Source organism: Bacillus cereus group sp. MYBK216-1 (assembly GCF_051916495.1).
Taxonomy (GTDB): Bacteria; Bacillota; Bacilli; order Bacillales; family Bacillaceae_G; genus Bacillus_A; species Bacillus_A thuringiensis_K.
Genome location: NZ_JBQAGT010000002.1, coordinates 891,614 through 903,855, shown reverse-complemented (window position 1 = coordinate 903,855; position 12,242 = coordinate 891,614). Strand labels below are relative to the sequence as shown.

The window sequence follows — 12,242 nt, the reverse complement described above, 5'->3', positions numbered from 1 at the left end:
TGCCAATTAAAATGAATGCAACAAGAGCGTACTGTTTATCGAAAAGAAAAGCGACAGAAGATTCTCCAGGTGGCTGGAGTGCAACATGTATGAGGCTTAATAATAAAATATTTGCGATAGTAAATCATGAAGAAGGCGAAAAAGCTGCGATTACATTGAAGTGTGATCCAGAAGTCGCATTAAGAATAAGAGAAGATTATCCAGAAACAATTATTCCAGGGTATCATATGAATAAAAAACATTGGAATACTGTTTATATTCATAAGGATATAGAGCAGGAGCAAATTAATAAAATGATTGATTGGTCGTATGATTTAGTACTACAATCATTTTCAAAGAAAAAGCAGCAGGAGTTAATGGATTAATATGTATTAGGAGTGTGTGTAATGAAAGATTCGATTAAAGATACGTATGATAAATTAGCGAGTACATATAAAGAAAATCTAGATTTCGCAAATCCATATAACAGTTATTATGAAAGACCGGCGATGATGGAGCTTATTCCAAAGGAACTAGAAGGAAAAAAGATATTAGATGCTGGATGTGCAGCTGGATGGTATACTTCTCAATTCATAGGAAGAGGAGCAAATGTTACAGCAATTGATGTAAGTCCTGAAATGGTAAAAGCAGCAAAAGAAAATATAGGAGAAGAAGCGACGTTCCTTTGTCATGATCTGCAAGAAACATTGCCATTTGAAGATAATACGTATGATGTGATTGTAAGTTCATTAACTCTTCATTATATAGAAAATTGGAATCAAGTATTTCAAGAATTTCGTCGTGTATTGAAGCCAGGTGGAGAACTTATTTATTCTATTCATCATCCTTTTATGGATTTCACAAAGTTTCCATGTGAAAATTATTTTGAAAAACAGTTATTAATAGATACTTGGGTTAAACCGAATATTACTATTGAAGTCAAGTTTTTTAGAAGATCATTACAAGACATACTAAATGAAACTACAAATTATTTTGTATTAGAAGAGATAGTGGAACCGAAGGCAATTGAAAAAATGAAAGAAGTAAGCGAAAAATCATATTATTATTTAAATATGAATCCACATTTTCTTATCATAAAAGCAATCAATAAATAGCTAGTAAAATAACTTTGTTTTACTAGCTATTTACAGTTTTACATTACATATTAGGAGACTTTAAAATGAATACGAAACGAAATAGAGTAGTATATGCACTATTTACTATAGTTGTTATTATTTTAGGTCTTAGCTCAAGAAAGTTTGCTTTTGCACTACCACATCTATTAAATGATTATTTAGGTGATGCATTATGGGCATTAATGATTTTCACTGGCTTTGGATTTTTGTTTCCTAAAACAGAGACGAAGAAGTTGGCTTTTATTAGTTTAATGTTTTGCTACGGGATTGAAGCGAGCCAATTGTATCATGCGGAATGGATAGATAGCATTCGTGCAACGACTTTGGGCGGACTCGTGTTGGGATACGGTTTTTTGTGGAGTGATGTAGTGGCTTATACAATTGGTGTTGGAGTGGGAATACTGTGTGAGGTTATTTTTCGGAAGAAATAAGAATTGTAAAAGGGGTATTTGTAAATGGAACAAGCACTGGAAATTGCAAAGCTTTGGTTTCGAAATGAACATGTCACAGCTACTGTAATGCAACCAAAAGTAGCGAAGGTTTTATGCAAGAATAAAGAGTACATTTTAAAGAGAACGGGATCGATAAAGCAACTTCTAGTTGAATTCGATGTTTTGAAGCAACTGTATGAAAAGGGAATTAAAGTACAGAGAGTAGTAAAGACAGAAAATGATGAACAATATGTATTATATAAAGAAAAATGTTATTGCTTATATGAGTATGTTGCCGGAAGTGTTTTAGAAATTAAAGATACGGATAAGCTGGAAAGGCTAGCAAGTACAATTGGAGAAGAAATAGCTAATCTGCACAAAGCATTACATTCGGTGAATAGTGACCATGAGTTAATAAAAAGAGATTTATATAAGATGGTATTTGAATGGGCTATACCGATTTTAGAAAAGAATGAGTATGTTCATCGAGAGGTAATTCAAAAGATGGAGCGAATGCACGCAGCTTTCAAGGAAACGGTCCATTCATTACCGAGACAAATTATTCATCGTGATATGCATCTATCAAATGTCATCTTTAAAGATGATAAACTGGAAGGGTTTATAGATTTTGAGATTTTAGAAAATAATGTAAAAATATTTGATTTATGTTATTGCTGTACAAGTATATTAAGCGAGCTATTTAGTGATGAAAGATTAAGAGGGAAATGGTTACATATCGTTAGCAAAGTCTTTGAAGGTTATTATAAACAAAATGATTTAACGAAAGAAGAACGAAAAGCCATTTGGTATGTTATGCTTTCAATTCAAATTATCTTTATTGCTTATTTTGTCCAGTTACCAGATTTATTAAAGTTAAATGAAGAAATGTTCTTCTGGATTTTTGCTAATAAGGAAGCTATTGAAGAAGTTATAGAAGGTATCGTAAAGGTATGAAAAAAATAATATTAATTGGTTCTGGTGGTTCAGGAAAATCTACATTAGCAAGGCAGTTAGGAAATAAATTAAATATTAAGGTGCATCATCTTGATGCATTATTTTGGAAACCGAATTGGGAAGGTATTCCGAGAGAAGAACAAATAGCAGTTCAAAATAACTTAATTAAAGATGAGAAGTGGATTATTGATGGGAATTATGGCGGGACGATGGATATCAGACTGAATGCAGCTGATACAATTATCTTCCTTGATATTCATAGAACAATTTGTATTTATCGTGCGTTTAAAAGAATTGTAAAATACCGGAATAAAACAAGACCAGATATGGGCGCGGGATGTGAAGAAAGATTTGATTTGCAATTTTTTAAATGGATATAGAAATATCCTAATGCTAAACGACCTACAATTTTAAAAGGGTTAGAGCAATTGTCCGAAGAGAAAAAGGTTATTGTTTTAAAATCTCCAAATGAGGTTCGGAAATTTTTAGAGCACATATAATAATAGAATGTGACACAACAATTCTTTTTGGATCTTACCGATTAGTTTAATTAAACTAATCGTTTTTTATTATGAAAAATTTAACGCTTTTTGAAAATTGTATTTTGTAATGAGTATATGACTATAAATTCATATAAAATGAACGTTTGGAGGAATAGAAAATGACTAATGATTTAATTCAAACAATCGATTCATTAATGGTAAATATTCCAGCTGGAGAGGTAGTATTAAGAGATGATCGAATAAAAAAAGAATGGCTAGTGCAAATTCAACCATTTCTTCTTGCGAAGTATGCTGTAACAATCAAACTATATGATGCTATTACAAATAGTCCATTAAATAATTTTGATAAAAATCATAAACCAGTTGTCAATATTTCATGGAACGATGCCATTGCGTTTTGTAATGTACTTTCAAAAAAAGCGGGATTAAAAGAATATTATTCTATTTTTTACATTTGTAGGTCAGTAATAAATATAAAGTTATACATGAAAAAAGTGTCTATATTAAATGATATAGACACTTTTCTGTTGTAAGAAGAGAAGAATTGTTTAAATGGAAAAAATGAAAATACTAAATGTGAATTTTGAGAACTAAGTCTACAATTTCTGCTGCACACTTTTATTTTATCCCGTATTAACCGACCGTAAAACCCCAACTAATTAAAGTTTTACTTTATGATTTCAGGATGTGGTTTTATATGTTAGTAATAATTTCACTGTTTCTGCACAACTTCTGCACATGCTTAAGCGAGTTCTATGTCATGATATATTCATAAAGTGAAATATTTCACAAGGAAAAAATATATTTTCACTGCGGTGTATGCATAATTAATACATACATCGGTACAAGTTTGTCTCTTGTTATTCTTTTACATCAAAGCCCACATTCCACTACAAAGTATAACAAGAAGGAGACATGAACATGAATAATCGATTTTTAAAACAACTACAAAACATGAAAATGAACAAAAAAAGTTTAGGAGCTGTAGCATTAACAGCTGGAATTATTAGTACGACACTTATTCCTCAAAATGCTTATGCGCACGGTTTTGTTGAAAAGCCCGGTAGCCGATCCGCTTTATGTAGTCCAACTTATGGTGCGCTAAATGTAAACTGCGGAAGTGTTATGTATGAACCACAAAGTTTAGAAGCTCCAAAAGGGTTCCCACAAGGTGGTCCAGTAGATGGACAAATTGCTTCAGCAGGCGGAAAATTTGGTGGTATTTTAGATCAACAAACAGCAAATCGTTGGTTTAAAAATACAATCACTGGTGGGGAAAATACATTTACTTGGAAGTATACTGCGCCTCACTTAACGAGTAAGTGGCATTACTATATTACTAAAAAAGGATGGAATCCAAATAAAGCGCTAACAAGAGCAGATTTTGAACCAATTGGAACTGTGCAACACGATGGTTCTGCAGCTTCAAATAATTTAACTCATAAAATTAATGTACCTACTGATCGTAGTGGATATCATGTGATTTTAGCAGTATGGGATGTAGCTGATACAGCAAATGCATTCTATAATGTAATTGATGTTAATCTTATTAATGATGTGAAACCAGACATAGAAGCGCCAAGTATTCCAAATGGACTTCAGACGAAAAAAGTAACAGCGAATAGTGTAGAACTAACATGGAACTCTTCTACGGATAATGTAGGGGTAAAAGGATATCAAATCTTCCGTAACGGAGAGATGATCGATACAATACTAGGCACTCATTTTATTGATAAGAAGTTACAACCAAGCACAGAATACTCTTATACTGTAAAAGCAATTGACGCAGCTGGAAATGTATCGAAAGAAAGTACAGCGCTTACAGTAAAAACGACAGTTGCGACTCCTGATACAGAAGCACCAACACAACCAAAAGGATTACATAGTATGGGAACGACAGCATCAAGTGTGGATTTAATGTGGAGTCCATCTGACGATAACATTGGTGTAGACCATTATGATATTTATAGAGAAATAGAAGGATTAATGAAAAAGATTGCAACATCCAATACAACTTCTTATATGGATAAAAATCTGCTTGCTAATACTACTTATAAATATGTAGTGAAAGCTGTTGATGTAGCTGGAAATGAATCCGTACAGAGTGATATATTCACAATTACTACAAAAGCTGAAAGCGCTTCATATGAAGCGTGGGATGCAAAAAAAGCATATAAAAAGGGAGATAGAGTTCTACACGAAGGAAAAGTATATGAAGCAGTCCAGAGTTATCAAGGAAATGGTGATCCAAACTGGATTTATGCATTATCATTATGGAAAACAGTGTAAGTTTTACCTAGGTATGAACTAAAAGATGATGGGCTTTGATGCAAAAGGTAATCTTGAGAATTCACTTTTCTATTAATAAAAAAGGGTAGTGTATGAATACATAAGATTCATATACTACCCTTTTTATTATGATAACACTTTCGTCATAAGTATGTGCGGAATGCCATCTTCCATAAATATATCAGAAGAAGTTTGATAGTCTAATTTTTTATAAAATCCTTCAGCTTGTGTTTGACCGTGTAGCTTCACTTTTGTAGCTTGTTCGTTACGAGCAATTTCTTCTAACGTTTGAATGATGACTTTACCTAATCCGTATGTACGATAATCTTTTAAAATACAAATACGTTCTAATTTTCCGACACCATCAACAAATCGTATACGCCCTGTGCCTACAGGAAGATCATGATAATAAACTAAAATATGTTTACATTGCTCTCCGATTTCATCGAATGTATCGAATTCATCTGTAAGAGGAACACCTTGTTCTTTTACAAATACTTCTTTTCGAATATGAAAGGCAGTTTCTAAATCAGTAAGTTCTGTTATAAGTTTGGATTGCAAAATATTCAGTCCTTTCTAATGTAATCAGTTTGCGTTTTCCTAGTATATCATAATAAAGCACTATTAAGAGAAGAAGAACATACTAAAAAGCCAACTTTAAAAAGTTAGCTTTTATTACAATTTCTTTATCCCATTTTTAGTGCCAATAATTGCTGTACTCGTCATACTTATAAACAACCCTGTTTCAACTACACCAGTAATCATTTTTAATTGGGTGTGTAAATGGGCAGGATTAGAAATATGATTAGGGAATATACAATCGATAATCATGTTATTGTTATCGGTTATATAGGTTTCATTATTTTTTAAACGTAACGTTGTTTGACACCCTAAAGACTGAATTTTATTTTCGGTTTGTTTCCATGAAAAAGGGATGATTTCAACAGGTAATGGAAAATTACCTAAATGTGTTACAAGTTTCGATTCATCAGCAATGATAATTAGTTCTTTAGAGGAAGAGGCAACGATTTTTTCACGAAGTAATGCACCGCCACCGCCTTTTATAAGCTGTAAATTTGAATCAATTTCATCCGCTCCATCAATTGTAAGATCAAGACTTTGTACGTCGTTTAACGAAAGTAGGGGGATATTTAGTTGATGTGCTAATGCTTCAGTTTCCTTTGATGTTGGTACAGCTTCAAATGATAATCCTTCTTTTACACGCTCACCTAATTTTTGTATTGTCCAATATACAGTAGAACCTGTACCAAGCCCAATCTTCATGCCATCATTTACAAAGTTAGCGGCATATTCGCCAGCGAGCTGTTTTAAATTCATCTCTTTATTCCGCCGGACGCGGCCCGGCATCAAGACCTGAATTTTCAACTGTAAGTACCGGACGAACGACTATATCTTTATGTACGCGCATTTGACAAGATAATCGTAAATGATCTTCAATCCCTTTTTCCGTCATTGCATGTTTCTCATTCGCACTTGCTTCACAGAAATCACCTGCTAGTATTTCTACTCTACAAGTTGTGCAACGTGCATTCCCGCCGCAACGATGAAGAATGTTGACACCGCTATCTTCAATTGCTAATACTAACTTTGTTCCTTCTTTCACATCAAAAGTTCCCGCACCTTCAATTGTTAATTTTGGCAAATTTGTTCCTCCTCACGTAAAATTGTACATAACATATTTATGACCGCGAATTATTGAACATAAACATTATTTTTTTATATCCCCGTAACTTTTTTTAATGTTGAATCGTTTATTAAGTAAGCGCTGAAAAGGAGTGGTTATTTTGTGCACAAAAGTAACTCATGTTTTAAAGAATCATATCGATATGAATCATTCAAATATAAACTTTTTAATTGAACAATATGGAGAGTTAAAAAGATACTGTACTTTTTTAACGAAAAACAAATGGGATGGGGAAGATCTCGCCCAAGAAACAGTGTGTAAAGTGCTTCAAAAATATAGAAATAAAGATATTTGTATGACACTCGTCTATAAAATAGCAAGAAATCGTTGGTTAGATCAGATGAAGTCTAAGTCTGTTTATGAAAAAATAAGAGAACAAATCACATTTGAAGAACCACATGAGAACATTGCAGATTTGCATGAAATGGTAGGGAAAGTATTGTCTTCATTAAATGTACAGCAATCCGCAATTTTATTATTAAAAGATGTTTTTCAATATAGTATCGCTGATATTGCTAAAGTGTGTTCTGTATCAGAAGGTGCAGTGAAAGCTTCTTTATTTCGGAGTAGAAATAGGCTGAAAACTGTAAGTGAAGAAGGGATTGAGATAGTCGAATTCACAGAGGATATTGAAGTTGTTGTAACATCTATTCGTGAGGAAAGACCGGAATTATTAACGAAGCTTCTTCCGACAATAGATTTTACTAAGTTACCATCTAAACAGCCAGTCTTATTATTTAATGTGAAAAAACCTTCTTCCTACAGTTATATGCTTTACGCAGCATAATAATTATTGGAGGGATATAAAATGAATGCAATTCCATATGTAGTGGAACAAACGAAATTAGGAGAACGTTCTTATGATATATATTCAAGGTTATTGAAAGACCGCATTATTATTATCGGTTCAGAAATAAATGATCAAGTAGCGAGTAGTGTCGTAGCGCAATTATTATTTTTAGAAGCGGAAGATGCCGAGAAAGATATATTTTTATACATCAATAGCCCAGGCGGCTCAACGACAGCAGGTTTTGCCATATTAGATACGATGAATCTCATTAAACCAGATGTGCAAACGTTATGCATGGGATTTGCAGCATCATTTGGTGCATTGTTATTATTATCAGGTGCAAAAGGAAAACGGTTTGCACTCCCTAACAGTGAAATTATGATTCATCAACCGCTTGGTGGTGCACAAGGTCAGGCAACAGAAATTGAAATCACAGCAAAAAGAATATTAAAGTTAAAGCATGATATTAATAAAATGATTGCAGAAAAAACAGGCCAACCGATTGAAAGAGTAGCACATGATACAGAAAGAGATTATTTTATGACTGCAGAAGAAGCGAAGGCATATGGGATTGTAGATGACGTTGTTACGAAAAAATAAGTTAAAAACAGGCTAGAGGATATGCTAACCCTCTAGCCTATTTTTATTAATCTTTTACCCATTCATCAACTAGCGCTTGATTCTTCTTAATCCATTTTCGCGCCGCTTCTTCGGGATCTTTCGTTTTATTTAACTCGACCATTAACGTACCAAGCTGTTCATCGTTCATCTTCCATTTGTCAAAGCATTTTATGATATCCGGATGGTCTTTTTCGAAACCTTTACGAACAGAGTAATAAATGTCATCTTTTTCACCATATACTTTCTTAGGGTCTTTTAAATATTTCAAGTCAAATTCCGAAAAGCCCCAATGTGGATTCCAAAGCGTAACAGCGATTGGTTTCTTTTTCGTATATGCTTTCTTTAATTCACTCATCATCGCAGCCTCAGAAGATTGGACAAGTTTTAGTTTAATATCATATTCCTTCATTGCTTTGTTCGTTAAATTCATAAGACTACTACCGGGTTCGATTCCGACAATTTTGTTATCTAGCTCACCTTTATGTGCATTTAAATCTTCGATACTGTTAATGTTTTTCATATAAGAAGGGACGACTAGGCCAAGACCAGTACCTTCATACCATTTTGATTTTAAAACAATATCATCTTTATAACGATCGTTTAGCGGTTTATCCGTAACGGGTAGCCACACTTCTAAATTAGCATCAACATCACCGCGAGCGACACCAGTCCAAATTGCGGCTTTTTCTAAATACATAAGTTCAACTTTGTAGCCTTTTTCTTCTAATAAAACTTTCCACATGTTTGCGGTTGCAATATTTTCTTTCCAACTTGTTACACCAAGTTTAATTTTTCCTTTCGAATTTGCATTTGTTGCATTACATGAAGTGAAAATCATAGTAATAAATAATGCAAGGCATATAAACCAAATTTTCTTTCGCATCGAAAACCTCCTAAGTAACGTTTGCCTTATAAAATAAATGTATAAGTAAGCATTCTTATTATGAACGGAAACGAGAATTTTAAAGAAATCTTATGAATGTCATTTTTATGTAATATTTCTTTGCAAAATCGCAACACTATGTGAATAGATGGGTAGAAAAGGAGTAGTGACATGGATAATACAAAGGTGCGTGTTGAAAACGTAACAAAAGTATTTGGGAAACACCCGCAAAGAGCGCTTACCTTATTAAAAGAAGGAAAAAGCAAATCGGAAATTTTGAAAGAGACAGGAATGAACGTTGGGGTGAAAAAAGCAACGTTTGAAGTATACTCTGGAGAAATTTTCGTTATTATGGGTTTGTCTGGTAGCGGGAAATCTACGCTAGTTCGTATGTTAAATCAATTGATTAAACCAACTGCAGGTCATATATACATAGATGGTGAAGACATCGCAACGATGGGAAAAGAACAGTTACGGAGAGTAAGAAGAACGAAAATGAGTATGGTATTTCAGAAATTCGCTCTATTTCCGCATCGTACAGTTATACAAAATGTTGCATATGGTTTAGAAATACAAGGAGTTCCAATTGAAGAGCGAGAGAAAAAAGCGTTAGAATCGCTACAGTTAGTAGGACTCGATCATCATAAAGATAATTACCCAAGTCAACTTAGTGGTGGTATGCAGCAGCGTGTCGGCATTGCGAGAGCGCTTACGAATGATCCGGATGTTTTACTTATGGATGAGTCATTTAGTGCATTAGATCCACTGATTCGAAAAGAAATGCAAGATGAATTGTTAGAGTTACAAGATAAAATGGAAAAAACGATTATATTTATTACGCATGATTTAGATGAAGCGCTTCGAATTGGAGATCGTATCGCATTAATGAAAGATGGAGAAATTGTCCAAATTGGAACACCAGAAGAAATTATGATGAGCCCCGCTAATGAATTTGTAGAAAAGTTTGTTGCGGACGTGAATTTAGGAAAAGTAATTACGGCTGAGTCTATTTTAAAACGACCAGAAACTTTATTAATTGATCGTGGACCTCGTGTAGCCCTTCAAATTATGAGGAATGCAGGTGTCTCAACTGTATATGTTGTAAACAAAAAGTATGAGTTTTTAGGTATATTAACTGCGGATGATGCGAGTAAAGCAGTACAAAAACAGTGGCCGATTGCTGATTTATTACTTAATGATATTCCGCATGTGTATTTGGATACTTTACTGGAAGAGACATATGCAAAAATGGCAGAGATGAAATATCCGTTACCAGTAATCGATGAGAAGAAAAGGCTAAGAGGAATTATTAAACGTGAAAGTGTCATTCAAGCTCTTGCAGGAAACATTGAGGAAGAGGTGAAAGACGATGAATAGTATACCGCGGATTCCATTAGGGGAATGGGTCGACTCATTTGTTGCAAGTTTATATGAGCACCTTGAAGGCTTATTCCGAGGATTCTCTTATATTATCGGAGGATTCGTTGATTTACTCACTAATTTTTTAACAATAATACCGGCCATATTGATGATTATCATCCTTTGTTTCCTTATTTGGTACACAACGAGAAAGGTATCTTTAATTATTTTTACACTGATCGGTTTATTATTTATTTTAAATATTAACTACTGGGCACAGACGATGCAAACATTAGCACTCGTACTTACGTCTGTTATTATTTCAATTATTGTCGGAATTCCAATTGGTATATTAGCATCTCAAAATGAACGTTTCTCAAAATTTTTAAAACCAACATTAGATTTTATGCAAACAATGCCTGCATTCGTATACCTTATTCCAGCGATTACATTTTTCGGAGTAGGTGTAGTACCTGGAATTATTGCATCAGTAATCTTTGCAATGCCACCGACAATTCGTTTTACTGACTTAGGAATTAGACAAGTTCCAGAAGATTTAATTGAAGCAGCGAATGCGTTTGGATCCACGGCATCACAAAAACTATTTAAAGTACAATTACCACTTGCAACCGGAACGATTATGGCTGGTGTGAACCAAAGCATTATGCTTTCGTTATCGATGGTTGTAACAGCATCACTTGTAGGAGCTCCAGGACTTGGAGTTGATGTATATCGCTCTGTAACACAAGTTAATATCGGAATGGGATTTGAAGCTGGATTAGCTATCGTAGTAATCGCAATTATATTAGATCGAATTACACAAGGGTTCCATACGAAAAGAAAATAATGAATAAAAAACACACTTTTATAATACAAAGTGTGTTTTTTATTGCATCCAGATCACATACGAACGATAACAGAACCTCCAGCTGGTGCACAAACTTGGTTTTTTTGTTGTTCCATTGATTTAATTAATTGATTATTTTCCTCGATTAATGAGATTAATTTAGTTAATTGATTTTCAAGACTTGCAATACGCTGCATCATATATTGTGAATCATGATGCAATGTATTCCTTGCGGGATGAGGGGAATAAACATACTGTTGATTTATATTTGGATTCCAATGAGGATACATTTGAATCGTTCCTCCTTCAATAAATTACGAAGCTTTCTTATAGTAAATGCCTATGTATAATTAATAGTTACTTGAAAATTTTCCAATATAAAAGGAGTATGTACAGAAAATGGAAAATATTATATGTGAAGTTACAGTACATTTTTGGGAAATATTTAAGCGAGATAGTGCGTATATTAATACATTCAAGTAAATGTATGTTATTTAGGGAGAAATGATGGGAGGAGATGTAATTTTGGCTAAAAATAAAAAAAGAAATGATGCTTTGGCAATAGGTGTCGGTATAGGGGTTGTAATTGGTGTATTTCAAGGGCACTTTACAAATAATTTAGTAATCGGAATTGTGATTGGGATTATAATTGGGATTGCGTTTTTGAAGAAATAATGAGATGTAAATTCATTTCAAAAATTATTGTATAAAAAGAATGAAAATTCGGAATGCGAAACCTGTTTTT

At 33.5% G+C, this 12,242-nt stretch carries 15 protein-coding genes and 2 pseudogenes; 12 read left to right on the top strand and 5 right to left on the bottom strand.

Annotated elements, in window-relative coordinates:
- Nucleotides 1-11 precede the first annotated feature (11 nt).
- The 7 genes and pseudogenes from ACTFRH_RS10105 (at nucleotide 12) to ACTFRH_RS10075 (ending at nucleotide 5,292) form a co-directional block, all read left to right on the top strand.
- The gene (locus tag ACTFRH_RS10105; RefSeq protein WP_000994630.1) at nucleotides 12-365 is read left to right on the top strand and encodes an MmcQ/YjbR family DNA-binding protein; all 354 of its coding nucleotides are present in this window, start codon (nucleotides 12-14) and stop codon (nucleotides 363-365) included.
- Nucleotides 366-386: 21 nt separating this feature from the next.
- A complete protein-coding gene (locus ACTFRH_RS10100; protein ID WP_000655257.1) occupies nucleotides 387-1,094 on the top strand; it encodes a class I SAM-dependent methyltransferase in 708 nt (235 codons plus the stop codon).
- 65 nt (nucleotides 1,095-1,159) lie between these two features.
- Nucleotides 1,160-1,546, top strand: a complete 387-nt coding sequence (locus ACTFRH_RS10095; RefSeq protein WP_001093461.1) for a DUF2809 domain-containing protein — start codon at nucleotides 1,160-1,162, stop codon at nucleotides 1,544-1,546.
- A 24-nt stretch (nucleotides 1,547-1,570) separates the two neighbouring features.
- On the top strand, nucleotides 1,571-2,500 hold the full coding sequence (locus tag ACTFRH_RS10090) for a phosphotransferase enzyme family protein (RefSeq protein WP_000434095.1): 930 nt from the start codon (nucleotides 1,571-1,573) through the stop codon (nucleotides 2,498-2,500).
- Nucleotides 2,497-3,000, top strand: a pseudogene (locus tag ACTFRH_RS10085) (DNA topology modulation protein). The gene ACTFRH_RS10090 and the pseudogene ACTFRH_RS10085 overlap by 4 nt, the downstream one beginning before the upstream one ends.
- Before the next feature lie 161 nt (nucleotides 3,001-3,161).
- Nucleotides 3,162-3,449: pseudogene (locus tag ACTFRH_RS10080) on the top strand (formylglycine-generating enzyme family protein); the annotation flags it as partial.
- A gap of 475 nt (nucleotides 3,450-3,924) precedes the next feature.
- Nucleotides 3,925-5,292, top strand: coding sequence for a lytic polysaccharide monooxygenase (locus ACTFRH_RS10075; RefSeq protein ID WP_001065141.1), 1,368 nt, complete (start codon nucleotides 3,925-3,927; stop codon nucleotides 5,290-5,292).
- A gap of 126 nt (nucleotides 5,293-5,418) precedes the next feature.
- On the opposite strand, the gene ACTFRH_RS10070 is transcribed toward ACTFRH_RS10075, so the two are convergent.
- The 3 genes from ACTFRH_RS10070 to ACTFRH_RS10060 form a co-directional block, all read right to left on the bottom strand.
- Nucleotides 5,419-5,853, bottom strand: a complete 435-nt coding sequence (locus ACTFRH_RS10070; protein ID WP_001190880.1) for a GNAT family N-acetyltransferase — start codon at nucleotides 5,851-5,853, stop codon at nucleotides 5,419-5,421.
- Between the two features lie 114 nt (nucleotides 5,854-5,967).
- The gene (gene rpiA, locus ACTFRH_RS10065) at nucleotides 5,968-6,630 is read right to left on the bottom strand and encodes a ribose 5-phosphate isomerase A (RefSeq protein ID WP_001049981.1); all 663 of its coding nucleotides are present in this window, start codon (nucleotides 6,628-6,630) and stop codon (nucleotides 5,968-5,970) included.
- Nucleotides 6,631-6,634: 4 nt separating this feature from the next.
- A complete protein-coding gene (locus ACTFRH_RS10060; protein WP_001125388.1) occupies nucleotides 6,635-6,955 on the bottom strand; it encodes a 2Fe-2S iron-sulfur cluster-binding protein in 321 nt (106 codons plus the stop codon).
- A gap of 142 nt (nucleotides 6,956-7,097) precedes the next feature.
- Here ACTFRH_RS10060 and ACTFRH_RS10055 point away from each other — a divergent pair, with 142 nt between their 5' ends.
- A complete protein-coding gene (locus ACTFRH_RS10055; RefSeq protein ID WP_000337518.1) occupies nucleotides 7,098-7,784 on the top strand; it encodes an RNA polymerase subunit sigma-70 in 687 nt (228 codons plus the stop codon).
- 21 nt (nucleotides 7,785-7,805) lie between these two features.
- On the top strand, nucleotides 7,806-8,387 hold the full coding sequence (gene clpP / locus ACTFRH_RS10050; protein WP_000991610.1) for an ATP-dependent Clp endopeptidase proteolytic subunit ClpP: 582 nt from the start codon (nucleotides 7,806-7,808) through the stop codon (nucleotides 8,385-8,387).
- Nucleotides 8,388-8,433: 46 nt separating this feature from the next.
- On the opposite strand, the gene ACTFRH_RS10045 is transcribed toward clpP, so the two are convergent.
- Nucleotides 8,434-9,291 carry a glycine betaine ABC transporter substrate-binding protein gene (locus ACTFRH_RS10045; RefSeq protein ID WP_001227624.1) on the bottom strand — a complete coding sequence of 286 codons (858 nt, stop codon included), beginning with the start codon at nucleotides 9,289-9,291 and terminating at the stop codon, nucleotides 8,434-8,436.
- A gap of 171 nt (nucleotides 9,292-9,462) precedes the next feature.
- Between ACTFRH_RS10045 and ACTFRH_RS10040 the strand changes: the two genes are divergently transcribed.
- Nucleotides 9,463-10,668 carry a quaternary amine ABC transporter ATP-binding protein gene (locus tag ACTFRH_RS10040; RefSeq protein WP_000370620.1) on the top strand — a complete coding sequence of 402 codons (1,206 nt, stop codon included), beginning with the start codon at nucleotides 9,463-9,465 and terminating at the stop codon, nucleotides 10,666-10,668.
- Entirely contained in the window at nucleotides 10,661-11,497 is an 837-nt protein-coding gene (locus ACTFRH_RS10035) for an ABC transporter permease (RefSeq protein ID WP_001084769.1), read from the top strand. Before ACTFRH_RS10040 ends, ACTFRH_RS10035 begins: the two co-directional genes overlap by 8 nt.
- A gap of 53 nt (nucleotides 11,498-11,550) precedes the next feature.
- Here ACTFRH_RS10035 and ACTFRH_RS10030 read toward each other — a convergent pair whose 3' ends face one another.
- Nucleotides 11,551-11,787, bottom strand: coding sequence for a hypothetical protein (locus tag ACTFRH_RS10030; protein ID WP_000283222.1), 237 nt, complete (start codon nucleotides 11,785-11,787; stop codon nucleotides 11,551-11,553).
- Nucleotides 11,788-12,004: 217 nt separating this feature from the next.
- Here ACTFRH_RS10030 and ACTFRH_RS10025 point away from each other — a divergent pair, with 217 nt between their 5' ends.
- The gene (locus ACTFRH_RS10025; protein ID WP_000508470.1) at nucleotides 12,005-12,172 is read left to right on the top strand and encodes a hypothetical protein; all 168 of its coding nucleotides are present in this window, start codon (nucleotides 12,005-12,007) and stop codon (nucleotides 12,170-12,172) included.
- The last annotated feature ends 70 nt before the right edge of the window (nucleotides 12,173-12,242 follow it).

Excerpts from the sequence above, each read along its gene's own strand:
- ACTFRH_RS10105 (WP_000994630.1), top strand. The coding sequence starts at position 12 with ATGAATGCAACAAGAGCGTACTGTTTATCGAAAAGAAAAGCGACAGAA.
- ACTFRH_RS10100 (WP_000655257.1), top strand. The coding sequence starts at position 387 with ATGAAAGATTCGATTAAAGATACGTATGATAAATTAGCGAGTACATAT.
- ACTFRH_RS10095 (WP_001093461.1), top strand. The coding sequence starts at position 1,160 with ATGAATACGAAACGAAATAGAGTAGTATATGCACTATTTACTATAGTT.
- ACTFRH_RS10090 (WP_000434095.1), top strand. The coding sequence starts at position 1,571 with ATGGAACAAGCACTGGAAATTGCAAAGCTTTGGTTTCGAAATGAACAT.
- ACTFRH_RS10075 (WP_001065141.1), top strand. The coding sequence starts at position 3,925 with ATGAATAATCGATTTTTAAAACAACTACAAAACATGAAAATGAACAAA.
- rpiA (WP_001049981.1), bottom strand. The coding sequence starts at position 6,630 with ATGAATTTAAAACAGCTCGCTGGCGAATATGCCGCTAACTTTGTAAAT.
- clpP (WP_000991610.1), top strand. The coding sequence starts at position 7,806 with ATGAATGCAATTCCATATGTAGTGGAACAAACGAAATTAGGAGAACGT.
- ACTFRH_RS10045 (WP_001227624.1), bottom strand. The coding sequence starts at position 9,291 with ATGCGAAAGAAAATTTGGTTTATATGCCTTGCATTATTTATTACTATG.
- ACTFRH_RS10040 (WP_000370620.1), top strand. The coding sequence starts at position 9,463 with ATGGATAATACAAAGGTGCGTGTTGAAAACGTAACAAAAGTATTTGGG.
- ACTFRH_RS10035 (WP_001084769.1), top strand. The coding sequence starts at position 10,661 with ATGAATAGTATACCGCGGATTCCATTAGGGGAATGGGTCGACTCATTT.
- ACTFRH_RS10030 (WP_000283222.1), bottom strand. The coding sequence starts at position 11,787 with ATGTATCCTCATTGGAATCCAAATATAAATCAACAGTATGTTTATTCC.
- ACTFRH_RS10025 (WP_000508470.1), top strand. The coding sequence starts at position 12,005 with ATGGGAGGAGATGTAATTTTGGCTAAAAATAAAAAAAGAAATGATGCT.